The 25327-nt window shown below is 66.2% G+C and carries 15 protein-coding genes; 8 read left to right on the top strand and 7 right to left on the bottom strand.

Annotated features, from left to right (window positions below; all coding sequences use genetic code 11):
* Positions 1 to 69: 69 nt before the first annotated feature.
* Positions 70 to 3039 (bottom strand): TonB-dependent receptor domain-containing protein, encoded by a 2970-nt coding sequence (locus tag ACZ0BA_RS06455; protein WP_463450497.1) that lies wholly within the window; start codon positions 3037 to 3039, stop codon positions 70 to 72.
* Positions 3040 to 3409: 370 nt separating this feature from the next.
* Between ACZ0BA_RS06455 and ACZ0BA_RS06460 the strand changes: the two genes are divergently transcribed.
* Together ACZ0BA_RS06460 and ACZ0BA_RS06465 are read left to right on the top strand one after the other, a co-directional pair.
* Entirely contained in the window at positions 3410 to 5872 is a 2463-nt protein-coding gene (locus tag ACZ0BA_RS06460) for a beta-galactosidase (protein ID WP_463450498.1), read from the top strand.
* 116 nt (positions 5873 to 5988) lie between these two features.
* A complete protein-coding gene (locus ACZ0BA_RS06465) occupies positions 5989 to 7500 on the top strand; it encodes a family 43 glycosylhydrolase (protein WP_463450499.1) in 1512 nt (503 codons plus the stop codon).
* On the opposite strand, the gene ACZ0BA_RS06470 is transcribed toward ACZ0BA_RS06465, so the two are convergent.
* Positions 7497 to 8495, bottom strand: coding sequence for a LysR substrate-binding domain-containing protein (locus tag ACZ0BA_RS06470; protein WP_463450500.1), 999 nt, complete (start codon positions 8493 to 8495; stop codon positions 7497 to 7499). The two genes, ACZ0BA_RS06465 and ACZ0BA_RS06470, sit on opposite strands and share 4 nt — an antisense overlap.
* Positions 8496 to 8744: 249 nt before the next feature.
* Between ACZ0BA_RS06470 and ACZ0BA_RS06475 the strand changes: the two genes are divergently transcribed.
* A complete protein-coding gene (locus ACZ0BA_RS06475) occupies positions 8745 to 9548 on the top strand; it encodes an aldose epimerase family protein (RefSeq protein ID WP_463450501.1) in 804 nt (267 codons plus the stop codon).
* A 13-nt stretch (positions 9549 to 9561) separates the two neighbouring features.
* Here the strand turns inward: ACZ0BA_RS06475 and ACZ0BA_RS06480 are convergent, their stop codons facing one another.
* Positions 9562 to 10476, bottom strand: a complete 915-nt coding sequence (locus ACZ0BA_RS06480) for an SMP-30/gluconolactonase/LRE family protein (RefSeq protein ID WP_463450502.1) — start codon at positions 10474 to 10476, stop codon at positions 9562 to 9564.
* 204 nt (positions 10477 to 10680) lie between these two features.
* Here ACZ0BA_RS06480 and ACZ0BA_RS06485 point away from each other — a divergent pair, with 204 nt between their 5' ends.
* Together ACZ0BA_RS06485 and ACZ0BA_RS06490 are read left to right on the top strand one after the other, a co-directional pair.
* On the top strand, positions 10681 to 13008 hold the full coding sequence (locus tag ACZ0BA_RS06485; RefSeq protein WP_463450503.1) for a TonB-dependent receptor: 2328 nt from the start codon (positions 10681 to 10683) through the stop codon (positions 13006 to 13008).
* A gap of 15 nt (positions 13009 to 13023) precedes the next feature.
* A complete protein-coding gene (locus tag ACZ0BA_RS06490) occupies positions 13024 to 14436 on the top strand; it encodes an arylsulfatase (protein ID WP_463450504.1) in 1413 nt (470 codons plus the stop codon).
* Here ACZ0BA_RS06490 and ACZ0BA_RS06495 read toward each other — a convergent pair.
* From ACZ0BA_RS06495 to ACZ0BA_RS06510, 4 genes are read right to left on the bottom strand one after another with little or no spacing between them, the layout of a single operon-like run.
* Positions 14433 to 15467: a formylglycine-generating enzyme family protein gene (locus ACZ0BA_RS06495; RefSeq protein WP_463450505.1), complete on the bottom strand. Its 1035-nt coding sequence runs from the start codon at positions 15465 to 15467 to the stop codon at positions 14433 to 14435. The two genes, ACZ0BA_RS06490 and ACZ0BA_RS06495, sit on opposite strands and share 4 nt — an antisense overlap.
* 49 nt (positions 15468 to 15516) lie before the next feature.
* A complete protein-coding gene (locus tag ACZ0BA_RS06500; RefSeq protein ID WP_463450506.1) occupies positions 15517 to 17265 on the bottom strand; it encodes a putative bifunctional diguanylate cyclase/phosphodiesterase in 1749 nt (582 codons plus the stop codon).
* Positions 17262 to 18617 (bottom strand): sensor domain-containing diguanylate cyclase, encoded by a 1356-nt coding sequence (locus tag ACZ0BA_RS06505; RefSeq protein WP_463450507.1) that lies wholly within the window; start codon positions 18615 to 18617, stop codon positions 17262 to 17264. The genes ACZ0BA_RS06500 and ACZ0BA_RS06505 overlap by 4 nt, the downstream gene beginning before the upstream one ends.
* A complete protein-coding gene (locus ACZ0BA_RS06510) occupies positions 18614 to 19003 on the bottom strand; it encodes a phosphonate transporter (RefSeq protein ID WP_463450508.1) in 390 nt (129 codons plus the stop codon). Before ACZ0BA_RS06510 ends, ACZ0BA_RS06505 begins: the two co-directional genes overlap by 4 nt.
* A gap of 361 nt (positions 19004 to 19364) precedes the next feature.
* On the opposite strand from ACZ0BA_RS06510, the gene ACZ0BA_RS06515 reads away from it, so the two are divergent.
* From ACZ0BA_RS06515 to ACZ0BA_RS06525, 3 genes are read left to right on the top strand one after another with little or no spacing between them, the layout of a single operon-like run.
* Positions 19365 to 22610: an efflux RND transporter permease subunit gene (locus tag ACZ0BA_RS06515; protein ID WP_463450509.1), complete on the top strand. Its 3246-nt coding sequence runs from the start codon at positions 19365 to 19367 to the stop codon at positions 22608 to 22610.
* Positions 22600 to 23760: an efflux RND transporter periplasmic adaptor subunit gene (locus ACZ0BA_RS06520; RefSeq protein WP_463450510.1), complete on the top strand. Its 1161-nt coding sequence runs from the start codon at positions 22600 to 22602 to the stop codon at positions 23758 to 23760. The genes ACZ0BA_RS06515 and ACZ0BA_RS06520 overlap by 11 nt, the downstream gene beginning before the upstream one ends.
* Positions 23757 to 25172: an efflux transporter outer membrane subunit gene (locus tag ACZ0BA_RS06525; protein WP_463450511.1), complete on the top strand. Its 1416-nt coding sequence runs from the start codon at positions 23757 to 23759 to the stop codon at positions 25170 to 25172. The genes ACZ0BA_RS06520 and ACZ0BA_RS06525 overlap by 4 nt, the downstream gene beginning before the upstream one ends.
* Positions 25173 to 25327 lie beyond the last annotated feature (155 nt).

The raw sequence follows: 25327 nt of genomic DNA on the forward strand, positions 1-25327 counted from the left end.
GATGCCGCCGGCGCCGCTCGACGCTAGAGCGATCAGGCGCCGGCGGCTCCGAATCAACTGCACCCGGTTTTAGAACTTGAAGCGCGCTCCCACCGTGAAATAGCGGCCGATGGTGTCGGCGTAGGCCACCGATGGATAGCGCATACCTGGCGAACCCGACCAATAGTGGTTCTGATACAGCTCGCCGGTCGTATTGAACACGTTGCTCACGTTGACGAAGGCGGTAACGGAGCCGCTGCCGACCTTGATGTCATAAGCGAGGTTGACGTCGGTTTGGTGGTACGCCGATACGTACGGATCGGTGTAGACAAAGCCGGTGCCGGCGTCGACGCGCGACTTGGAGATGTAGCGCTGCAGTACGTCGAAGGTGAAGCGATCCTTCTGGTAGGTTGCCGACAAATTGACCTTGTCCTTGGGCGCGTCGATGGTGCCGGCGATGTTGATCGCTTCAATGCCGGGGAACGCGTTGGACGATAGGCGGTTTTGGCGCGACCACAAGGCGCGCAGGGTCACGTCGCCAGCCTTGCCGAGCGCATGGTGGTAACCGACCTCGGCGTCGAAGCCGCGCGAACGCTGCACGGCGGTGTTTTGCAAGCCCGAGTAGATCAGCGTCGGGAAATTGCCGGCGGCCGTGCTGTTATACGAAACCGGGCGCACAATCAGCGCGCAGTACGGCGACGATCCATCCGAGCCCAGGCACAGACGTTGCGCATTCGGGTCGAAGCCGTCGATTCCGGCGATGGCATCGGTGATTTTCATGTTGAATACATCAAACGAGAAACTGAAGTCACGCAGCGCCGCCGGTTGCCACACAATCCCAAGGGTCTGGTTGTGGCCGATTTCCGGACGCAGGTTCGGATTGCCCCCGGAGACCGTGTTGATCGAGCCGGCCACATTGGTCAGCGGATCGATGCGGCCGGCCGCCGACACAAAGCGCGACTGATACAGCTCCCACAAGGTCGGTGCCCTGAAATCTTTCGACGCCGTGCCGCGCAGACGGAAGCCGTTGGTGACGGCCCAGTCGAATCCGATCTTCCACGTTTTGGACGAGAATTTATTCGAGCTGTCGTTGCCGCTGACGCGGTAGTCGGCGACCCGATAGGCCGAGCTCAAGGTCAGATTTTTGATGAACGGCAGGTCCACCAATACCGGCACGTTCAATTCGACGTTCTTTTCGCTGACGTTCGACTTGCCGGACGTCCCCGACGGCACTTCTTTAAAATACGCCAGATTGCTGCCCGGGTAGCTGCCCGGGGCGGCGTTGCCGTCCGGCCCGAGGCGCAGGTATTGCGGGTTGAATGAATTGTCGGCGACGGTCGGCGTCATGCCCAGCGTCTCGTGCCGGAACTCCCAGCCGGCGGCGAACTTGACCGGGCCGGCCCAGCCTTCGAACAAGGTGCCGTTGACGTTGATGGCGGCGTTGCTCATGCCGTTGCTGGCGTGGTAGCCGGTATCGTCGAAGATGTATCCCAGGGCAGCCGCGCTGGCCCGGCCGGCGCCGAGCAGGTTGAGCGGCACGCAGCCCGGGTACGCGCCCGGCGTGGCGATCGACACCCGGCACACGGCCTGGCCCGTCGACGGGTCGAGCACCGCATCGGCTGCCGCGTAGAATTTCATCGCGTTGACGTTGTTGCGGGTGGTGTAATCGTTGGAGTTGGCGCCGCGTGTCAGGTGCGCGTCCCAGCGCCAGTCGCGGTAGCCGACGTCGCCGTTGATGCCGGAGGTGATGGCGCCCGATTTGAGCCGCTGGTCCAGGCCCAGCTGCCGCATCAAATCATTGTCCATGCGGTTCAGCGCGAAAGCGGAGACGTTGGCGCCCGCCAGCGTGGCCCGTTGCGACGGGCTCAGGAAGGCGTTGTCGCGGTAGATCCACAGCGGGTAGCTGCCGCCGGTGTCGGTCGGATTGGCGTTGCTGGCGTTGGAGACGTTGGTGTAGATCTGGTTGGCGCCGAAGTCCGAGTTCTGCGTCAGGCGGCCCTGGATGTAGAAATGCGTGTCGTCGGTGAGGTCGTAGTCGAAGCGCGCGAAGCCCTGCGCGGTGCGGTGCTTGAACAGCAGGTATTGATGGTCCGCGCGGCTGCCGTCGCCGCCCACCGCCAGATTGGTGGTGCCGGTGGACGCGCCGGGATTGAACGGGGCGAGTGAACCGTCGGGAAGGAAACGCTGGCCGGCGAACGGACCGGTCATCGCCAGACCGCCCGACGAGACGTTGCTCTGGTTGACGTTCAACAGCGTGTTAAAAGGCGAGGCGCTGGTGCCTGCCCCGACCACGGTGGCGCCGCTGCGGCCGAAGCCGCGGCTGGCGGTGTCGGACACGGCGGAGCGGTTATAGAATTCGGCGCTGCCGATGAAGTGGCCGCGTTCGCCGAGGTTGGTGCCGACCGCCACGCCGGTCTTGAACGAGCCGGCGTCGCCGTAGTTGGACAAGCCGCCTTGCGCGATCCCTTTGACGCCGTTGAACTTGGTGTCGGTGATGAAGTTGACCACGCCGGCCACGGCGTCCGAGCCGTAGACGGCCGACACGCCGCCGGTTACCACGTCCACGCGCTTCATCAGCATCTGCGGCAACATGTTGGTATCGACGCGGCCGTCGAAGAAGGTCGACGGCACGCGGTTGCCGTCTTGCAGGACCAGCGTGTGGATGGCGCCAAGCCCGCGCAGGTCGAGGAAGTTGCCAGGCTGATTGTAACCGGCGCCGTTGGATGCGATGCTGCTGTTCGGCGTGGCCGAGCTCATGTTGAATGCAGGCAATTTCATCACCGCGTCCTGCACGCTGGTTGGCGTCGTCGCGTTCAACTTTTCCACCGAAACCATGGTCGTCGGCGTCGATTCCATGGCGCCGGTGCGGATGCGCGAGCCGGTCACCACCACCACTGATTCGTCGGGCGGGGGCTCGCTGGCGGGCAAGGTTTGACCCACCCCGGCCGCTGGCGAGGCTTGTGCGTCGGCGGCATAGGCGCCGGTCGTGTACCAGCTTGTGGCGCTCAAGATCGCCAGCGCACTTCCACCCAGCCGGGCGCGTTTGGATACGGGATTCATCTTTGATCTCCTTATGGTGCCACCGGCGCTAGACTGTCCGGCAGCTTTTTTTTTGTCGTCTGGTGTTGGGCTTTGCCCCACCTCTGTGGGGATAGGCTTGCTAAAAAGTCTAACCGGCGCAAGGTTGGGCTATCTACATCGAATTGGTCGGCAGCCATATTAAATTGACATGCCCCCGGGGCAGCCGGTCCAGGCCGGGGACGCTTGCCGGAGTTGAAAGCACGCATACAAATCGGGCATAGCAGCGTTGTCTTTATGCATACCTTGCTGTTGGCCACGTCCATTACGATGAGTAATGCGAGGCCGGTCGCGCGCGCCGGACCGTATCCTGATTTCATTCACTACCAACTATCACTCGAGACGACTGACCATGAAGAGGATTTGCGTTATCGGCGCGGCGCTGGCCGCCGTGTTTTTCCCCACATCGACGGCCTGGGCCGACATGCTGTTGAAAGTGGACGCCAGCGCCGCCACAGCCGCGCCGCTGGAGGGCCATGTCAAACAGGGCACTGCGGTGTCGCCGGCCGGCGTGCGCATCGGCATCAACAGCCGCTACCTGACGCGTGGCGGTCAACCGTGGTATCCGGTGATGGGCGAATTCCACTACACCCGCACGCCGTCGGCGCAATGGGAACTGGAATTGCGCAAGATGAAGGCGGCCGGCATCACCGTGGTGGCGATTTACATTTTCTGGAACCATCACGAGGAGCAGGAGGGCAAATTCGACTGGAGCGGACGACGTGACCTGCGCCATTTCCTCGAGCTGTGCAAGAAGGTCGGGCTGGAGGCGGTGATACGCATCGGTCCGTGGGCCCACGGCGAGGCGCGTTTCGGCGGCGTGCCAGACTGGGTGGTCTACGCCATGCCGACGCGTGGCAACGATCCGCAGTACATGGGTTATGTCGAGCGCCTGTACCGGGAAATCGGCAAGCAGGCCAAGGGCTTGTTGTGGAAGGATGGCGGGCCGGTGGTCGGGGTCCAGCTGGAAAACGAGTACAACCTGCGCGGGCCGGGGCGGGGCGCCGAACACATCAGCGCGCTCAAGAAGCTCGCGCTCAAGGCCGGCCTGGACGTGCCGCTTTATACGGTCACCGGCTGGGATGGCGCGCTGTACCCGCCCGGCGAAGTCACGCCCGTGTTCGGTGGCTACGTCGATGAACCGTGGGCCGTCAGTACGGTCGAGCTGCCGCCGAAGGAGACGCACGCCTTCCGCTTCGATACTCGCGTGAGCGGCGACCTGGGCGCGCAGACGAAAGCCCATGGCGTCGGCACGGCCGACGAAGAGATCGACAAGGTGCCGTTCTTTGGCGCCGAGTACGGGCCGGGCTTGCCGTTCATGTACCGGCGCCGTCCAGTGGTCTCGGCCGACGACATCGCCTCGATGATACCGACCCAGATCGGCTCCGGCGTCAACCTGCTGGGCTATTACATGTTCCACGGCGGGCGCAATCCGGAAGGGCGCGGCTGGCTGCAGGAAAGCACCGGCAGCGGCGCTTACAACGACGTGCCCTTGATTAACTACGATTTCCAGGCGCCGCTCGGGCCGGACGGGCAGCAGCGACCGGTGCTGGCCAGCCTGCGCCCGTTCCACTGGTTCCTGCAGGACTTCGGCGCGCGTCTCGCGCCCATGACCGTGCATCGCCCTGCGGTGGTGCCGAGCGGCCCCGGCGACCTGAAAACGCCGCGCTTTGCCGTGCGCAGCCAGGGCGACAGCGGCTTCGTCTTCGTCAACAATCATGTGCGCCAATATTCGATGCCTAGCCATGAAGGCGTGCGTTTCGAGGTAGCGCTGCCGGACCGCAAGCTGGTGTTTCCGAGCACCCCGGTAACTATCGCCGACGGCGATTACTTCGTCTGGCCGTTCAACCTGGACCTGGACGGCGTGCGGCTGCGCCACGCCACCGTGCAACCGCTGGCGCGCATCGACCAGGGCGCGCAAGGGGTGCTGTATGTGTTTGCCGCGCACCGGCATATTCCGGTCGAACTTGCCTTCGACGCGGCGCTTGCGCCGCGCGTGAAGAGTGCGGGCGCCACCGCCAGCACGCAGGACGGCGCGCTGGTGCTGTCCGGGCTGACCGCAGGCACGGCCGAGGCGGTAACCATCGCGCGGCCGCAAGCCGGGCCGGTGCGCGTGGTGGTGCTCACCGCAGAACAGGCCGGGCAGTTGACGATCGCCGAGGTCGCCGGCAAGCGCCGCCTGTTGCTGAGCGAGCAGCAAGTGGTGACGTCGGCCGGCGAGTTGCAGTTGCGCTCGGTCGGCAAGCCGGGCTTCCGGGTTAGCGTATTTCCGGCGCTGGCCAAGGCGCCGACGGCGGCCGGTGCGCGCGTCGGCGAGTCGACCGACGGCGTGTTCCAGCGTTTCGACGCGACGCTGCCGGGGCGTGTATTGTCGGCCACCATCACTCCTGTGCGCGAGGCCGGCGTGGCGCCTCCGGTGATGAAGGGCGGGTTGGCCAACGCCGCGCTGGAACCGATCCCCGAAGCCTTCAAGGCCGCCGCCGCATGGAAGGTAACGGTGTCACGCGCCCAGTTACAGGGGCTCGACGACGCGCTGCTCGGCATCGATTTCGTCGGCGACATCGGCCGGCTGTATTCGGGCGTGCACATGCTCGACGACTGGTATTACAGCGGCTACGGCTGGCAATTCGGCCTGCGCCAGGTCGAGGCGCGGCTGGACCAGCCACTGACGGTCTCCGTGTTGCCGCTGCGCGCAGACGCGCCGATCTACATCCCCAAGGAGGCACGTCCCGATTTCAAGGGACGCGACCAAGTGGCCGAGTTGCGCCAGGTGACTGTCACGCCGGTGTATTTGCTGCGGCTTAAGCTGCAATAACGTCCGTACGCATCGACGCGCCGCGCGACCTCCGCACCCCATTACGTCCGGGCCACCGGGCGTATTCCACGTGGACCGGTGTGGTCCACTATTTTGACCATCAAGGAGACAAGAAAATGATTATCAAGTCGAGGTCGATCACGCGCGGCGCTGCCGTCTTATGCCTGGCACTGTTGGGCGCCGTCGTACCGGCGCACGCCGCGCCGAAGACGATACAGAACGATGTGTTTTGGAAGGACACCAGCAACAACCCGATATACTCGCAAGGCGGCGGCATTCTCAAGGTCGGCTCGACCTATTACTGGTACGGCGCCAAGTACAACGGCGCCGTCACGTATGCCGCCAACCCGGTGGCCAAAAACGATGACTCCTCCTTCAATGCGGTCACCGTGTATTCGTCGACGGATCTGGCCACGTGGAAGTTCGAGGGCAACGCGCTGACGGCGGCGGCAGGCGGCTTCTTCGATCCGTCGATCTGGCTGGGACGGATGGGAGTGGTCTACAACAGCAACACCAAGAAATATGTGCTCCTGACCCAGTATGGATCACCCACGCTGTCCGGCGTGCTGTTCGCCACCAGCGACACGCCGGTGGGGCCGTTCACCTACCACCACGTGCAGACCTACATCACCAATGTGAGCAGTAACGGCACCGGCGACCAGACCGTCTACACCGACACCGATGGCGCGTCCTATCTTATCTTCAGCAATGCGGGCGGGCGCCAGCGTTCGTACGTCGCGCAGATCCGCGCCTCCGATTCGCTCAACATCGAGCCGGCTACCAATGTGTTCCTCAACAGCGTGGGCCGCGAGGGCAACGCCATGTTCAAGAACAACGGCACCTATTATTTCTGCGCCTCGGACCTGCATGGCTGGAACGCCTCGCAGACCTACTGCCGCTCGGCCAACGCGATCAACGGGCCGTACACGGCCGAATTCGTGCTGGCCGGCTCGCAGGCGGATTTCTCGCACGTCACGCAAAACGGCTTCTTTGTGCAGGTGAACGGCAGCGCCGCGAGCACCGTGCTGTACGCGGGCGACCGCTGGAGCGATTTCGCCGGCAACGGCATCGGCTACAACCAGTGGATGCCGATCAGCTTCAGCGGCACCACGCCCACGCTCAATTCGCTTAGCCAGTTCAGCCTGGACGCCGCCACCGGCACCTGGAGCGTAGGCGCCGGCAACAATTACAGCCTGAACCCGAGCTTCGAGGCCGACCGCGTGTCGCAGACCGCGCTGGCGGGCTGGCTGGACTGGACCAATCTGGCCGACGTCAACCCGAACAGCAATGTGCTGGGCGGGCACACCGGGCGCTGGGCCACGCAGCACAAGCACACGGCCGCCTACAGCGCCAGCCGTTATCAGAACCTGACCGGGCTGCCCAACGGCACCTACACATTGAAGGCGTGGGTCAAGAGCAGCGGCGGCCAGACCACCGCGCAGGTGTATGTGAAGAATTACGGCGGCGCGGAGATCGATTACAGCGTCAATACGCCGATCGCCAACTGGACCCAGATCATCATCCCGAATATCGCGGTGACCAACGGCAAGGCGACCTTGGGCATTTACTCGGTCGCCAACGCCAATAACTGGCTGGTGGCCGACGACTTTAGCTTCGTCAAGAACTAACCGCCGATGTGGCGACCAGCCGCGTCGGCCGCCGGGCGGCGGCGGGCGCGGCTCGGATAGTATTCCACCGCGACTTCGCGCAGCGCCGTCAGCATGGCCGAGGCCACCGGCGAGAGCTGGTGGCCTTTGCGCGTGACAATGCCGTACACGTCCATGCGCAGGCGCAGGTCGATCGGCACGGCCACCAGCAGGCCGACGTCGATATAGCTCTGGACTAATGCCTCCGGCAGCGCTACCACCATGTCGGTGGTCATCAGCAGCGAGGCCACCAGCGGCGGCGACAGCGTTTCCACCGTCTCGATGGGCGGCTCCAGGCCTTCGGACAGGAACAAGGCGGTCAAACGGTCGCGCAGGATGCTGCCCGACGGCGGAACGATCCAGGACTGTTCGGCAAGTTCGGCAAGTCCCAGGTCGGTGCGTTCGGCCAGCGGATGGCCGGCGCGCACGATTAGCCGGTGGTCCTCGTCGGTGATCGGTTCGAAGTCCAGCACGGCGGCGCTCTCGGCGTCGAGGATGCGGCCGACGACCAGGTCGAGCTGGCCGTTGCGGAGGCGTTCGACCATCGATTTGCTGGTGTTCAGGTCGACCGACACGTGGACGCGCGAATAGCGCGACTTGAGCAATTTGATCGCCTTCGGCAGCAGGCCGGTGGCCGGGGTCAGCACGCTGCCAATATCGACCTTGCCGCGCAGGCCAGAGATCAGCTCCGAAATTTCCTGATGGGCGGCGGTCATTTCTGCCAGCGCGATGCCGGCGCGCCGTATCAGTACTTGCCCGTACCACGTGGGGGTGACGCCACGGGCCTGGCGCTCGAACAATTGGATGCCGAGCAGGTGTTCGAGTTCGCCGATCAGCTTGGAGGCGCCGGGCTGGGTCAGATTGGACGCCTGCGCGGCTTGCGCGATCGAGCCGTTACGACCCAGTTCCACCAAAAGCACCATATGCCGCATCTTGAGATGCGCCCGCACGAAACGGTCTGCCTGGAAAGTATTCATGTGATCCTAAAGGCTTATTGCTTAATGATATGTACATAAAGATATCCGGTCAATCTTTATCCCGGCCGACCCGCCGGTGGAGGCGACGCATACGAATTGCGTATGCCGGCGGCCTGCACTGGCATATCGGGCTGGGTGGCGAACCAATATCATTGCTGGACGCGCGCACTGGGCGCGGGGGCGCAATCAGCATCGGGGAGCGCTAAATTGCAGGGATTGGTCATCACTTGTGGAGAGAGCGAGGCGCGCTTGTTTCCACAGTTGGGCGGTGCGCTCGGACACTGGCGCTGGAACGGTGTCGACATCGTCAGGCCGGCGCCGGGCGGCGCCGACATCGCGGCCATGGCCAGTTTCCCGATGCTGCCGTACGCCAACCGATTGGGCAACGCCGAGCTGCCCGGATTCGGCCGCCTGACGCCCAACGCCGCGCCTGAGCGCCATGGCCTGCACGGCATCGGCTGGCAGCGGCCATGGACCGTGACGGCCGCCACGGCCGAGCGTGCCGAATTGACGCTGCGCCACGGCGCCGACGGCTACTGGCCGTTCGACTTCCTCGCCGTCATGCGGTACACGCTAGAGCAAGGCCAACTGATCACCACGTTGACGCTTACCAACCTCGATGCCAGGCCGATGCCGGCCGGCGCCGGCTTCCATCCCTATTTCCCGATCGACGCCCGCACATGTTTCGACAGCGACTGGCGCGGCGTGTGGGAGATCGGCGACGATTTGCTGCCGACGCGGCACCGTCCGGTGATGAAGCCGTCGCCACGGCTGGCGCTCGGCTGGAACGTCAACAATTGTTTCTCCGGATGGGGCGGGGTGGCCAGCCTGGTGTATGCGGACCGCCGCGTCATCGTACGGGCCGATCAGGGATGCGGCTATTTGCAGTGCTACCAGCCCGGCGCGGCGCACCCGTACATCGCCATCGAGCCGGTCAGCCACGCGCCCAACGCGCATCAGATGCTGACGCCGGCCAGCCACGGCTTGCGCCAGTTGGGCACGGGGATGTCGCTCACCATTGCCATGAGCATCAGCGTGGAAGCTATGGCGTAGCCCGGTCGCGCCGTCAACGCGGCGGGGCTGCGGTCGGCGCATCGGCGAACGGCGTGTCGGCCAGCCCGGTGGCGCTCGCCGGCAGGGTGGCGCGCACGCCGCCGCTGACGCCGGAAAGCACGAGCGTATCGAGCGCACCGCCGCCAAAAGCCATGCTGACCGCCGACAGGTGCGGCAGCGCGATGGCGCATAACTGCGTCCCATCCGGGCTGTGTCGCACCAGCGCGCCCTGGGAGCCGGCTGCGCCCTGCGCGATCCAAACGCAGCCTTGCTGGTCGACCAGCGCGTCTTGCACCGTGGCGGCCGGTGCGCACGCGGCAAACGGCCGCAATCCGCCCACGCTCGCCAGTTCGGAGTCGTAGTCCGCCGCGTGCAGGATGCCGCAGGCCGAGTCGGCGAAATACAGCGTCCGGCCGTCCGCGCTGAAACAGATGGCGCTGGCCGCGACGACGGCTGGCAGCGCCAGACGGCGCAAGCCATGTTCCGCCGAATACTGGAAGAAGCTGCCGATCGCACGCTGATCAGCGCCGATATTCCGCGTGCCAAACACGAGGCGACCGCTGCGGTCGGTGCGTGCTTCGGCGATGACCGTGCGAGGCTCGGCAGCATCGACCAGGCATAGTACGGTCGTCTCGGGAGAATGAACCTTGCCGCCCGCGCGGCTCATCGGCCGGGGCAGCATGCACAGTTTCTTGGCAAAGCCCAGCAACAGGGCGCCGCTCGCGCATGGCGCGATCGTGTGCACTGCGTCCGGAAAGCGGTGGCGGACGGGCTGGGTGTCGTCCTCGCGCCAGAAATACAGGCTGTTGGTGTGCGGATGCGTCCACCACCAATTGCCGTGCGCTGCGTCCCAGCGTAGACCCGATCCCTTCAACGGGCAGGCCAAAGCCATCGTCATTGCGGTGCCGTCGTTGCTTTGCTGTGACAAAACCATCCCCCTTGAAAGTCATCTAGCCGAAGATAGCCCGCTTCTCCGGGGGGCTGCAATGCTATTTGCCGGGCTGTCCATATCAAATTGCGATAGGGGCGGGGCCGACCAGCGGTCGCAGTAAAAAATATTTCACGTTTCCACTGACGCTTTTCAAATCTCATTGCACAAGGAAGGTATCACCGACTGCCATGAGGATTTCCCATGTTTCACACTTTTCGAAAAACCGCGCTGACGCTGGCCGTGCTTGCCACGCTCCCATTGGGCGCAAACGCCCAGAATGCTGCGGGCGGCGACTTCCAGTTGTCCACCGCGCCGGCCGCCCGTGCGGCTCCGGTGGCCGCCGCCGCCGTCGTCGCATCTCCGGTGGCGACCGTCACCGTCAGCGGCAATCGCGGCGGCGAGGACGCGGCCGACGAGGACCCGCGCCGCGCCCCCACGTCGCGCTACCGCATCACCGGCGAGCAGTTCGAGCGGCAGAACATTCACTCGCTCGAGGACTTGCAACAGCTGGTGCCCGGCCTGAACGTGCAGAGCACCGACCCGGCCGACATGCAGCTCACCATCCGTGGCGTCGGCGATGGCGGCGGCCAGCCCAGCGGCGAACAGAATATAGGCATGGCCAGCAGCGTGGCCATCTATGTCGATGGCGTCTACCTGGCGCGGCCGGGCATGCTCTCGGGCCTGGGCGACATCGCCTGGGTGGACGTGCTGAGCGGCGCACAAGGCACGATGTTCGGCGCCAACGCCACCGGCGGCGTGCTCGACATCCATACCAAGGAGCCGAGCTTCGTGCCGGAGGCGTCGATTTCGGCGTCGATCGGCCAGCATGGTTACGAGCGGGTGCTGGCGGTGCTGTCCGGCCCGTTGTCGGAAAACTGGGCGGGGCGGCTGAACCTGCTCAGTAGCGGTAGCGACGGCGCCGTCACCAACCGGCGCACGGGCAACAATCTCAACGGCGCCCGCTCGAACGGCGCCCGTGGCCAGTTGCTGTTCCGCGACGGCGAGCACTTCAAGCTGCGCCTGTCGGCCGACTACAGCAACAGCAACAGCGAGCCGACGCCGGTGCTGGTGGCGACGCACACGCTCAACGGCACCGATCCCTATCTGAACCGCTCCAGGACGGTCGGCAACAACGTGGTGTTCGGCCGCAACGTCGACCTCGACGACGAAACCCATACCCACGTGGTGCAGGGCGGCGGCTCCGCGCTGGCCCAGTGGCAGCTGGAGAACGGCTGGAGCGTGCGCTCGGTCACGTCGATGCGCTACTTCCATTCGGCGCCATCGCTGGCGGATTACCAGTCGGTGCGGATCTATTCGGACAGCGGCTTCCAGCAGCACGACCGCAGCTGGTCGCAAGAACTGCGCGTCGATTCGCCCACCGGTGGCGTGGTCGATTATGCGTTCGGCCTGACCTACCTCGGGCAGAAACTGGGCATCGAGGCGCACACGCGCTACGCCGACACCACGCTGCCCGACCTCTGGCTGGGCACCGCCACCGGCGTATCGCGCAAGCTCGACGTCATCCGCCTCGGGCTGTTGCGCGACCGCTCGCTGTCGCCGTTTGTTCAGGGCACCTGGCACGTCAGCGACGACGTCGACATCACCGCTGGCGCGCGCCTGAACCACGACGAGCGCGGCGGCAGTTTCGTGCGTTACAACCGCTCGCCGTTCAATTCCGGCTACCTGACGCAGACCAACAATCTGCCTGCGGGCACCGTGGTCGCCACCTGGCGCGCGGCCCCGGGCCTGAGCACCTACTTGGCGACGTCTTACGGCGAGAAATCCGGCGGCCTGAATATTTCGTCGGGCGCCGCTGCGCAGGCCGGGCTCGATTCGCTGATCATCAAGCCCGAACGCACGGCCAGCGCGGAACTCGGCGTCAAGGCCGATTTCGACAACAACCGCCTGCGCGTCAAGGCCGACCTGTTTGCCACCGAGGTGCGCGATTTCCAGACCCAGGGCTACGATCCGGTCGACCAGCAAGCCTACCTGCTCAACGCCGGCGCCTATATTTCGCGCGGGGCCGAGGCGACCGTGCACTGGGCGCCCAACCGAAGCTGGCAATTCGACGCCGCCGCCGTCTTCAACGACACCTACTACACGGACTACCACAATGCCCGCTGCCCGCCGGAGATCCTGCTGGGCGCGCGACCGCCGAAATCGTGCGACCTTACCGGCCAGCGCGTGTTCAACGCGCCGCGCGTGACGGCCAACGTCGGTGCGCGCTACGAGTGGAACACCGACAATGGCCTCAAGAACTTCGTGTCCGGCCGCTACGCATGGCGCAGCTGGATGTACGGCACGGTCGACGCGTCGCAATTCTCGCGCGTCTCAGGCTACGGGCTGGCGGCGTTCTCGGCGGGCACCTCGGGCAAGGCGGGGCAAGGCGAGTGGAGCGCTTCGCTGTGGCTGAACAATGCCTTCGACAAGACCTACTACAAACGCCTCATCAACAACGAATACGGCTCCGTCACCGGCTACCTGGGCGACGTGCGCACGCTGGGCGTCACGCTCGGTTATCGCTATTAACATTCGAAAGCACCTATGTTACGTAGAGAATTCATCCTCGGCGCGCTGGCGGCCATCGCCGCCGCGCCGGTGTTCGCCGCGCCGGCGGCGGGGGAGCGGCGTCCCAACATCATCTTCATCCTGGCCGATGACATGGGCTATGGCGACGCGTCCATCTACGGCCAACGCAAGATCGCCACGCCCAATATCGACCGTCTGGCCCGCGAGGGCATGCTGTTCACGCAGGGCTACGCCGGCGCGCCTGTGTGCGGGCCGTCGCGTTGCGCGCTGATGACAGGCCTGCATACCGGCCATGCGCGCATCCGCGACAACACCGCCATCGCCGGCGGCAAGCTGGGCACCAAGGGCGGCAGCGCGCAGCTCTGGCGCCGTCCGAACCTGGTGCCGGAAGACCGCACCGTCGCGCAGTATCTGCAGGCGGCCGGTTACCGCACCGGCCTGATGGGCAAGTGGCACCTGGACGGCTTCGAGGCCAGCGCCACGCCGCCGAAATTCGGCTTCGACGAATTCAAGGGCTGGCTGATCCAGTTCGACAAGACGCCCGGCTATTGGCCAACGCAGCGCGTCCATGGCGACAAACTGGTCGACATCCCGGAAAACGCCAACGGCAAGCATGGCCGCTACGAGCCGTTCATGGTCACCGAGGACTCGATCGACTTCATCGAGCGCCACCGCGATGCGCCGTTCTTCCTGTACACGGCCTATAACAGTCCCCATTCGCCGTTCACGGCGCCCGATTTCGGTCCGTACGCCGACCGCGCCGGCTGGGCCGACGACGAGAAAACCTACGCCGCCATGGTCCATTATCTCGACCAGGGCATCGGCCGGCTGCTCGACAAGATCGCCAGCGCCGGGCTGGAACGCGACACGGTGATTTTCTTCGCCTCGGACAATGGACCAAGGTCGGAGCCGACGGCGCAGCAAACCCGTGTCGCCGATTTTTTCGACTCCAACGGCGGTCTGACCGGGTACAAACGCGACATGTACGAAGGCGGCATCCGCGATCCGTGGATCGTGCGCTGGCCCGGCAAGATTCCCGCCGGCGCCGTCAGCGATGTGCCGGTGTATTTCCCCGATTTCCTGCCGACGGCGCTCGATCTGGCCGGCGCGCAGGCGCAAAAGACGGACGGCGTCAGCCTCAAGCCGCTGTTGGTCGATCCGGCGCGCCAGCCGGCCGAGCGGCTGCTGTACTGGGAATATTACGATCCCGAATTCCGCCAGGCGGCGCGCCGGGGAAAATGGAAAGCGGTGCGGCTGACGCGCGATGGCCCGCTCGAACTGTACGACCTGTCGCGCGATCCGAAAGAGAGCAAGAACATCGCCGCCGCGCATCCGGACATCGTCGCCCGGATGGCCGAGGACATGGCGCGCGAGCACGTCGCCTCGGTCGAGTACCCGGACCCGGCGCCCAAAGCCGGCAAAGGCTAGCCGGCAGCGACGGTAGCGGCAGGGTGGGGCAGCGCCCTGGCGCAGCGAAAGCCGATGTTGGACGCCGCGCTGTCCGGCGTGTTGCGCGTGCGCGCGGCCGGCCGGTAGCGGTTGCAATACGAAGCGTGGCACAGGAAAGAGCCGCCCTTCATCACGCGGGCGTCGCCGTGCGCCGGGCCCTGCGGATCGGCGCTGGCGTCGGCATTGAAAGCCGTGCCCCAGAAGTCCAGGCACCACTCCCAGGTGTTGCCGGTCGCCGAATACAGGCCATGGCCGTTCGGCGGAAACGCATCGACCGGGCTGGTGGCGGCGTAACCGTCGGCAGCCGTATTCACGTCCGGGAATTCGCCCTGCCAAGTGTTACACAGGAAGCGTCCCTGCGGCGTGAGCTCGTCGCCCCACGGATACAGCTTCTGTTCCAGGCCGCCGCGCGCGGCATATTCCCACTGCGCCTCGGTCGGCAGCACGCCGCCGCTCCAGGCCGCGTAGGCCATCGCATCGTCCCAGCACACGTGCACCACCGGATGCGTCATGCGCCCGGCGATGGTCGATCCCGGCCCTTCCGGCGACCGCCACGACGCGCCTTCCACCAGACACCACCACGGCGCCGCCGCCAGCGTGTCGATGACCAGTTCGTCGTAGCGGCCAGCCGGGATTTGTCCCTGGAAGACAAAGGAGTTGCCGTAGCGTTCGGACGCGGTGACATAGCCGGTGGCGTCCACGAACTCGGCGAAATCGGCGTTGGTGACAGGATAAGTGTCGATCGCGAACGGCGACAGCGTCACCGGGCGCACCGGGCCTTCGCCGTCGCCGTGGTTGGCGCGCGCGTAATCGGTACCCATCAGGAAGTCGACGGCGGGGAAGGCGATCATGGCGCGCGGCTCGGGCACGGCCACCGGCGCGACGGACTGCGTGGCGCCCGGGAGCGCCGGTGTCGAAGGACTGCCGACGGGCGGACGCGAGGCGGCGCAGCAGGGTTTCATGTCGGCCGCGTCATGCGGCTGGCGGGTGGGCTTGGCGGTGGAAGTCATCTGTGACTATTATCGCACTACAAGTTGAAGACCGTTACCCCGACCCGTTTCAACCCGCCGCTGGCGCGTGCTGCCTCTCCAGCCATTGCAACAGCGCGGCGCTCTCGAGTGGCCGGCTGTACAGATACCCTTGTCCCTTGTCGCAGCCCTGCGCATGGGCCACGTTGGCCTGTTCCACGGTTTCGATGCCTTCGGCCACCGTGGTCATGCCGAGGCTGCGCGCGACGAGCACCGTGGCCTCGATCAGCACCTTGTGGTGCGCGCTGCTGGCCGCCAGGCTGACGAACGAGCGGTCGATCTTGACGGTATCGACCGGCAGCAGGTGCAGGCTCGACAGCGACGAATAGCCGGTGCCGAAATCGTCGAGCGCCAACTTGACGCCCAGTTGTTTTAGCCCGAGCAGTTGCTGCTGGATGTCGGCGCCTTGCGCGGCCAGGCTCTCGGTGATTTCCAGCTGCAGTTGCAGCGCCGGCATGCCGGTGTCGGCGAGGATGGCGGCGACCTTGTCGCACAGGTCGGCTTGCGTCAACTGGGCGCGCGACAGGTTGACCGCCAGCAGGCGCGGCGCGTCTCCGCCCAATTGCCGCTGCCAGGCAACGAAATCGTGGCACGCCGTGGCCAGCACCTGCTCGCCGATCGCATGGATCATGCCGGTCGATTCGGCCACGCCGATGAACTCGATCGGACCGACCAGGCCGCGCGCCGGATGGCGCCAGCGCACCAGCGCTTCCACGCCGGCACTGGGGTCCATGCGGCCGTCGGCCATCAGGCCGACCACCGGCTGGTACACATTGAACAATTCTGCGCGCTCGATGGCCAGGCGCAAATCCGCTTCCAGGCTGCTGCGCAGCAGGGCCTGGTCGCGCATCTCCTGCTGGAACGCGACCATGCGGTTGCCGCCCTGGGACTTGGCCACGGTCATGGCAATCGCGGCGTCGCGCAGCAAGTCGTCGGCGTCGTGCGCCCCGTCGTTGAGCATCACCATGCCCAGGCTGAACGTGAGCGCCAGTTCCTGGTTGCCAACCCGATACGGCTTGCCCAGGCGCTCGAGCAAACGGCCGGCGATGCGCTCGACGATCGCCCGTTCCGGCAAGCCGTCGAGCAGCACGGTGAATTCGTCGCCGCCGACGTGGGTGGCGGTTTCCACGGCCATGCCGCCGCCGGCGGGGCGGCTGCTCGAGCGCACCGTCGCGCGCAGGCGTTCGGCCACCAGCGCGAGCACCTGGTTGCCGACGGCGTTGCCGAGCGTATCGTTGACTTGCTTGAAACGGTCCAGGTTGACCAGCAGCAGCGCGCAATGGTCGCCCGTGGCGGCGCGTTCGCGCGCGGCCATCTTGCGCAACAGGGTCAGCGTGCCGGCCCGGTTGGGCAACTGCGTGAGCGTGTCGACCTGCGCCGCGCTGGCCAGCATGCGCTGCTCGCGCACCACTTCATGGGTGGCGTCCAGCAGCACCGCCATCAGGCGGTTGTCGTCGAGTTTGAGCAGACCGAGCGAGAGTACGGCGGGGCCCTCGGGGTTGCCGTCGGTCGCCTCGATACTGATGCGGCGGCCTTCGCAGATGACGCCCTGCGCGGCGGAAAAGTCGGCGCACAGCTGCGGCAGGTCGGGTGCGTGCCGGCGCAGCACGTGGAAGAAGTTTTCCATCTCGCCGTCGGGCGCGAGCGGCATCAGCAGGCGCGCCGCCATCGGGTTGAGGATTTCGATGGCGCCGTCTTGTTGCAGCTGGATCAGCGCCACCGGCGCCCGATACAGGAACTGGATCAGCGCTTCGTAGGCCAGGTCGGTATCACCGCTCATGCTTGCTCCGTCGCCGGCGGTTCCCAGACCGCCACCTGGTTGCGCCCGCGCCGTTTGGCCGCGTACAGGGCCTCGTCGGCGCGCTTGATCAGGCCGTCGAAGCCCGCCAGCGTGTCGTCCATCACGGCCACGCCGATGCTGATCGAATAGGCGATCGGCTGTTGCTCGTACATTGCCGGCGTCAGTTCCACCTGGGCGCGCAGGCGCTCGGCGATGGCCAGCGCGTCGTCGAGCGCGACCGATGGCAGGATGATGGCGAATTCCTCGCCGCCCACGCGCGCCAGCACATCGACCTGGCGGCACACGCTGCGCATGGTCTGCGCCAGGTGGGCCAGCACGGCGTCGCCGGCCGGATGGCCGTGGCGGTCGTTGATGGCCTTGAAGTGGTCGGCATCGATGGCGATCAGGGAGACCGGGCGCGCGGCTTTCTTGCGGCGCGTCAGCTCCAGGTCGGCCGCCTCGAAGAAGCCGCGCCGGTTCGACAACCCGGTCAGGTGGTCGCTGTACGTGGCCTTGCGCAAGTCTTCGCTGACGTCGCGCTTGTCGGAAATGTCCCGGATGATCATGCAATACGCCGCTTCGTCGTCGGCGGCTGGAAGCAGGGCCTCGGCGCCGGTGCTCGCAGAAGCGGCTTCGTCGCCGCGCAGCGGCAGCGGCGAAATCATCGCGCTGCCCCAGAATTGGCTGCCGTCGGCGCGCAGCCGCAGGCCTTCGTCCAGGGTCCAGCCGTTTTCGTCGGCCTCGCGCAGGCGGTCCAGTTGCTGTGCCTCGGTGGTGGCGCCGTCGGGATAGAAACGGGCGTAGTGCTGACCCTTGATGGCGGCCGCATCGTAGCCGGTCACGCGCTGGATGCTTTCGTTCCACGATTCGACGCGGCCCTGGCGGTCGAGACTGACCAGTGCATAATCGGTAATGTTAGTCATGATGGCATTGAGCCAGGCGTCGGTCTTGCGCAACTGGCGCTCGCGCCGGTCTTGCACCGTGACGTCGGTGAGCACCGCCATCAGGCGATCCGGGCCAAGCTTCAACATGCTGAGCGACATCACCTGGGGCCCGCCGCCCTTGTCGTCTGCATGCAGATACAGGCGGATGGCGTCGCATACCTGGCCTTGCGGCTCGGCGAAGCTGGCGCACTGCTGGCGCAGGTCGGGCGCGACCGGCGCCAGCGCCTCGAACAGGTTGGTCAGGCCGCCGTCGCGGCTGAGCGGCATCAGCAGTTGCGCCGACAGCGGATTGAGCATCTGGATGCCGCCGTCGGCAGCCAGTTGCACCAGGCCGACCGGCGCCATGTACAGGAACTGCAACAGCGACTCGTATTCCTGCGCGTCAGGATGCTCGCCGGCGGCGCTCACGGCCGCAGCACCAGCACGTACGCCAGCGCGGCGCCTGGCTGGTACAACAGCCGCAGCTTGACCTTGGTGGGGCGCATGCGCAAGGTCAGCACGTAGTTGATGATGTCGTCGAGCGGCGCGCCTTCTGCGCGCGCGTCGGCGAAGCGCTGGGCCACCATGAAGTTGTTCATGCACGGCGCGACGGCCAGGAACAGGTCTTGATCCAGTACGCGCTCCGCCCGCAGGCCCGCCGCTTGCGATTCGAAGGCGTTGTAACGCTTGACCTGGCCGCTCTGGTCGAACCCGATCACACCGAAACCCAGGGTGTCCAGCGCGCTGTCGTCGCTGCGCTCCAGCAAAGTAGCCAGATCGGCCTGTTCGAACGATGTTTCGGCATGCAATGTCATTTTTTCTGTTTCCTTGGAAAGCATATGGGTAGGCAAATGAAGGATAACATTTACCCATGGCAATTCGCCAGCCTTATGCGTGCTGTATGTGCGTTATCGAGCCTTCATTTGAGGAACCGCACCGCCGCGTTGCGCGCATCGCACAACTCGATTGCCGCATTGGCGTCGATGCGCATGCTTGATACATTCCAGAAACAATTCTTAAACCGTCAATAACGATAAAACGGCTAAAATTGATTCACTAATGTAGCAATTGGCCGACATGTCGTCGCGCTGTGGCGTCCGCATTCCTGGCTTGCCCGGGAACGCGCGGTGCCACGGCGCGCCGTCATGTCCGGCCGGTTCGTCCTGGGAGTAACTTGTGTTAATCGATATCGTCCGCGTGGCGCTCCGGCGTCCCTATACGTTTGTGGTCATGGCCCTGCTGCTGCTGATCGCCGGTCCGCTGGCGGCGCTGCGCACGCCGACCGACATTTTCCCGGACATCAAAATCCCGGTGATCGCGGTGGCGTGGCAGTACACCGGCCAGCCGCCCGACCAGATGGCCGGGCGCGTGTCGACCTTGTTCCAGCGCGCGCTGACCACCACGGTCAACGACATCGAGCACATCGAGGCCAATACGTACACCGGCGTGAGCATCGTCAAGATCTTCTTCCAGCCCGGCGTCAACGTGGCGGTGGCCAACGCCCAGGTGACGGCGATCTCGCAGGCGCTGCTCAAGCAGATGCCGGCCGGGATCACGCCGCCGCTGATCATCAACTACAACGCCGCCACCGTGCCGATCCTGCAGGTGGCCTTGTCGGGCAAGGGCCTGTCGGAACAGCAGCTGTCGGACCTGGGCACCAACACGGTGCGCACGCCGCTTGTCAGCGTGCCGGGCGCGGCCATTCCGCTGCCGTACGGCGGCAAGCAGCGGCAAGTTCAGATCGACGTCGATCCGGCGCTGCTGCAGGCGCGCGGCCTGTCGGCGCAGGACATCGCCAACGCGCTGGCGGCGCAAAACGTGCTGACGCCGGTCGGCACGCAGAAAATCGATACGCTCGAATACACGATCCAGCTCAACAGCGCGCCGTCGGCCATCGCCGACCTGGCGCGTCTGCCGGTCAAGGTAGTCAACGGCGCCACCATCTACCTGGGCGACATCGCCAACGTCCACGACGGCAACGCGCCGCAGACCAACGTGGTGCACGTCGACGGCAGCCGCTCGGTGCTGATGTCGGTGCTGAAGAACGGTTCGGCGTCGACACTGGCCATCGTCGACGGCGTGCGCTCGAAAATCGATACGCTCAAGGCCGGCTGGCCGGACGCGCTGAAGGTCACGCCGATCAACGACCAGTCGGTGTTCGTGCGCGCCGCCATCAAGGGCGTGGCGTCGGAAGGCGTGATCGCTGCCGCGCTCACGTCGCTGATGATCCTGCTGTTCCTTGGCAGCTGGCGCTCGACCATCATCATTGCGGTGTCGATCCCGCTGTCGATCCTCGGTTCCATCGTGGCGCTGTCGGCCATCGGCGAGTCGCTCAACCTGATGACCCTGGGCGGGCTGGCGCTGGCCGTGGGCATCCTGGTCGACGACGCCACCGTCACCATCGAAAACATCAACTGGCACCTGGAGCAGGGCAAGTCGGTGGAAAACGCCATCCTCGATGGCGCCGCGCAGATCGTCACGCCGGCCTTTGTCTCGCTGCTGTGCATCTGCATCGTGTTCGTGCCGATGTTCTTCCTAGACGGCGTATCGCGCTTCCTGTTCGTGCCGATGGCCGAGGCAGTGATCTTTGCGATGATCTGCTCGTTCATCCTGTCGCGTACCTTGGTGCCGACGATGGCCAACTACCTGCTGACACCGCACGATACCGGCGAGGGCCACGCCCACGCGCACGGCGGCCACGGCGCGCCGCAGCCGTCGGGCAACCCGCTGGTGCGCTTCCAGCGCGGTTTCGAGGCGCGCTTTGAAAAGGTGCGTGCCGACTATATGGACATCCTGCAATCGGCGATCGGCAACCGGCCGCCGTTCGTCATCGGCTTCCTGCTGGTGGTGGCGGCGTCGTTCGTGCTGGTGCCTTTCCTGGGCAGTAACTTCTTCCCGTCGGTCGATTCCGGCCAGGTGCTGATCCACGCGCGCGTGCCGGTCGGCACCCGCATCGAGGAAACCGCCGCGCGCTTCGCCCGCATCGACCAGGCGATCCGCCGCGTGATTCCGGCCAGCGAAATCGTCACCATGACCGACAACATCGGCATGCCGGCCAGCTCGATCAATATGGTCTACAACAACACCGGCATGATGGGCGCGCAGGACGGCGACTTCCAGATCGCGCTGGGGGAGGAGCATGCGCCGACCGCCGAGTATGTGCGCAAGCTGCGCAAGGTGCTGCCGGAGGAGTTCCCAGACACCACCTTCTCGTTCCCGCCGGCCGACATCGTCGGCCAGATTTTGAACTTCGGTTCGCCGGCGCCGATCGACGTGCAGATACGCGGCGGCAAGATCGCCGACAACTACGTCTACGCCGAGAAGCTGCTCAAGCGCATCCGCGCCATTCCCGGCGTGGCCGACGCCCGCATCCAGCAATCGAACAAGGCGCCGGTGTTCAATGTCGATGTCGACCGTGGCCAGGCGCAGCAACTGGGCCTGACCACGCGCGACGTCACCAACAGCATGGTCGTCAACCTGGCCGGCTCGTCGCAGGTGGCGCCGACCTTCTGGCTCAATCCGGCCAACGGCGTCAGCTACCCGATCGTCATGCAGACCCCGCAACCGCAGCTGGATTCGTTGTCGGCGCTGGCCAATCTGCCGGTCGGCAACGGCGCCAGCACCGGCGGCACGACGCTGGGCGGCGTGGCGCGCTTCGAACGCGGCACCGCGTCGGCGCTGGTGAGCCAGTACGATATCGCACCGATGGTGCAGATCTACGCCACCACGCAGGACCGCGACCTCGGCGCCGTCGCCAAGGACATCAACAAGCTGCTGGCCGACACCAAGGCGGAGCTGCCCAAGGGCGCGTCGGCGCAGATGCTGGGCCAGGTCAAGACCATGGACCGGGCGTTCTCCGGACTGCTGTTTGGCCTGCTGGGCGCGGTGGTACTGATTTACTTCCTGATCGTCGTCAACTTCCAGTCGTGGCTCGACCCGGCCGTGATCGTCTCGGCGCTGCCGGCGGCGCTGGCCGGCATTGTCTGGATGCTGTTCGCCACCAACACCACGCTGTCGGTACCGGCGCTGACCGGCGCCATCATGTGCATGGGCGTGGCCACCGCCAACTCGGTGCTGGTGATCTCGTTCGCGCGCGAACGCCTCGACGAACTGGGCGACGCCACCGCCGCCGCGCTGGAGGCGGGCTCGGTGCGCTTCCGTCCGGTGCTGATGACCGCGCTGTCGATGATCATCGGCATGCTGCCGATGGCGCTGGGCCTGGGCGACGGCGGCGAGCAGAACGCGCCGCTGGGCCGCGCCGTCATCGGCGGCCTGATCTTCGCCACCACCGCCACCTTGCTGTTCGTGCCGGTGGTGTTCAGCATCGTGCACAAAAAACACGCGCCCGGGACCAAGGCCTCGCCGACCCCGTCGCCGCATAACGACCAACCTGTTTCCGGAGCACCCGTCCATGCCAACTAACACTCCCCGTAAAGGGCACAAGCCGCTGGTTCTGGGGCTCATCGTGCTGGCCGCCGCGCTGGTCGCGGCCGGCGTCATCAGCCGCCGTTCCGAGGCGCAGCAAGTCAAGGAAGCCAGCGCGCCGCTGGTGCCGGCCGTCAGCATCCTGCCGGCCGGGCAGATGGCGGGCGCCTCGATCGACCTGTCGGCGCGCATCGAGCCGTGGGCGAGGGCGCCGATCTATGCCCGCGTCAGCGGCTACCTGAAAAACTGGAAGGTCGACATCGGCGCGCCGGTCAAGGCCGGCCAGACGCTGGCCGACATCGAAACCCCGGACCTTGATCAGCAACTGCTTCAGGCCAAGGCCGAACTGGCCAGCGCGCGCAGCAACCTGACATTGGCCACCAGCACCGCCAAGCGTTGGCAGGGCCTGCTGGACGCGGACGCCGTCTCGCGCCAGGAAGCCGATGAAAAGGCCGGCGACCTGGCCGCCAAGCAGTCGGCCGTCAACGCCATGCAGGCCAATGTCGACCGGGTGCAGGCGCTGCAGCGCTACACGCGCCTGGTGGCGCCGTTCGATGGCGTGGTCACCGCGCGCAACACCGACGTCGGCGCGCTGATCAATGTCGGCGGCACGCCCGGCAGCGAGCTGTTCGTGGTATCCGACATCAGCCGCCTGCGCGTCTACGTCAACGTGCCGCAGCGCCAGGTGGCCGCGATCAAGGTCGGCGACCAGGCCGAGCTGACCGTGCCCGAGCGCGCCGGCAAGGTCTACACCGCCACCGTGCAGTCGCTGTCGCAGGCCATCAACGCCAACTCCGGCGCCATGCTGGTGCAGCTGACGGTGCGCAACGACAGCCGCGAGCTGCTGCCGGGCGGCTACGCGTCGATCCACTTCGATGCGCCGTTGTCGAGCGGGGCGCTGAGCATTCCGCCGAGCGCGCTGATCTTCAACAAGGCCGGCACCCAGGTGGCGGTGCTGGGCAAGGACAACCACGTGGTGGTCAAGCGCATCACCGTCGGACGCGACCTCGGCAACGCGGTCGAGGTGGCCGCCGGCCTCGACAAAGGAGACCAGGTCATCGCCAATCCGCCGGACGGCGTCGCCACGGGCGACCTGGTGCGTGTCGCGGCCGCCGGCGCAACCCCCAACGCCAAGGCCAAGCCGTGAAGATCCGCTACGCCACCCCCGTGACTCTGGCCGTGACCCTGGCCCTGGCGGCGTGCGCCGACGCGCCGCCGCGCACGCCGCCGGCGGTGCCGATGGCCGCCGGCTTCCGCGACGTGCCGCCCGGCTGGGCCGCCGCCAACGACCAGGCGCCGATGCTGCCGGCCGACTGGTGGACCATGTACGCCGATCCACAGCTCGATCAGCTGGAACGGCAGCTGATCGCCAACAGCCCGGACCTGGCCAGCGCGCTGGCGCGTTACCGCCAGGCGCAGGCCGCCACCGGCGTGCTGCGCGCGGCGCAATCGCCGACATTGGGTGCTTCGCTCAACGGCCAGCGCCTGCGCCAGTCCGATCTCAAACCGCTGCGCGGCGCCACCTCGCCCAGCGAGTACGACAGCGGTACCCTGGAATTCGATCTCGGCTACGAGATCGACCTGTGGGGTCGCATCGACAAGCAGGTCAGCGCGGGCGTAGCGCAGGAGCGCGCCGCCGACGCCGACCTGGGGGCAGCGCGCCTGTCGCTGCAGGTGCAGCTGGCCGACACGCTGCTCGCGCTGCGCGGCGCCGACGCCGACCTCAATCTGCTGCGCGAGACCGAAGCCGCCTACAAGCGCCAGGCGGACCTGATCACCCACCGCCATGACGGCGGCAGCGCCTCCGGGCTGGACCTGGCGCGCGCTGAGACCCAGCTCGAATCGACCCGCTCGCTGCTGCGCCAGCGCCAGGCGCAGCGCAATGTGCAGGAGCACGCGATCGCCGCGCTGGTTGGCGCCAACGCCGCCGACTTCGCGGTGGCCCCGGCCGGCGACGGTTTCATCACGCCGGCGTTGCCTTTGGGCTTGCCGTCGCAGTTGCTGCAGCGCCGGCCGGACCTCGCCGCCGCCGCGTCGCGCGTGGCCGCCGCCAGCGACCAGGTGGGCGTGGCGCGCGCGGCGCTGTTCCCTTCACTGACGTTGAACGCGGCAGGGGGCTTGCAGTCCGGCGACTTCGGCCGCTTCGCGCAGGCGTCCAACCTGTTCTGGGCGGTCGGCCCGACCCTGGCTGTCAGCCTGCTCGACGGCGGCCGGCGCAAGGCGCAGATCGCCAACGCGGAGGCGGTGCTGGACGAAGCGGGCCAGCGCTACCGCTCGGTCGTGTTGACCGCTTTCCAGCAGGTGGAAGACCAGTTGTCCTTGCTGACCAACTACGACGAGGCGGCAAAGTCCGACCATCTGGCGGCGGCAGCCGCCAAGCGCGCGCTGGACCTGGCCAAGAAACGCTACGACCAGGGCGCGGCCAGCTACCTCGATGTCGTGACGGCGCAGACGGCGTATCTGCAGTCGGCCCGCAGCGAACTGGACCTGACTACCCGCTACCGCCAGGCCGGCGTGCAGCTGGTCAAGGCAATCGGCGGCGGCTGGACGGCGGGCTAGCATCGCGACTTGGGTTTCCACTCGACATCGACAGCAACGACGGCTTCGTCTACCAGATCGGGGAGGACTACGACGTCGGCATACGCCTCGACAGCGCGGTGGAAAAAGACATGCTGGCGGTGCGCATGACGCCACCCATCAACCAGTGGCGTGAC

Source organism: Duganella sp. AC917 (genome assembly GCF_979258245.1).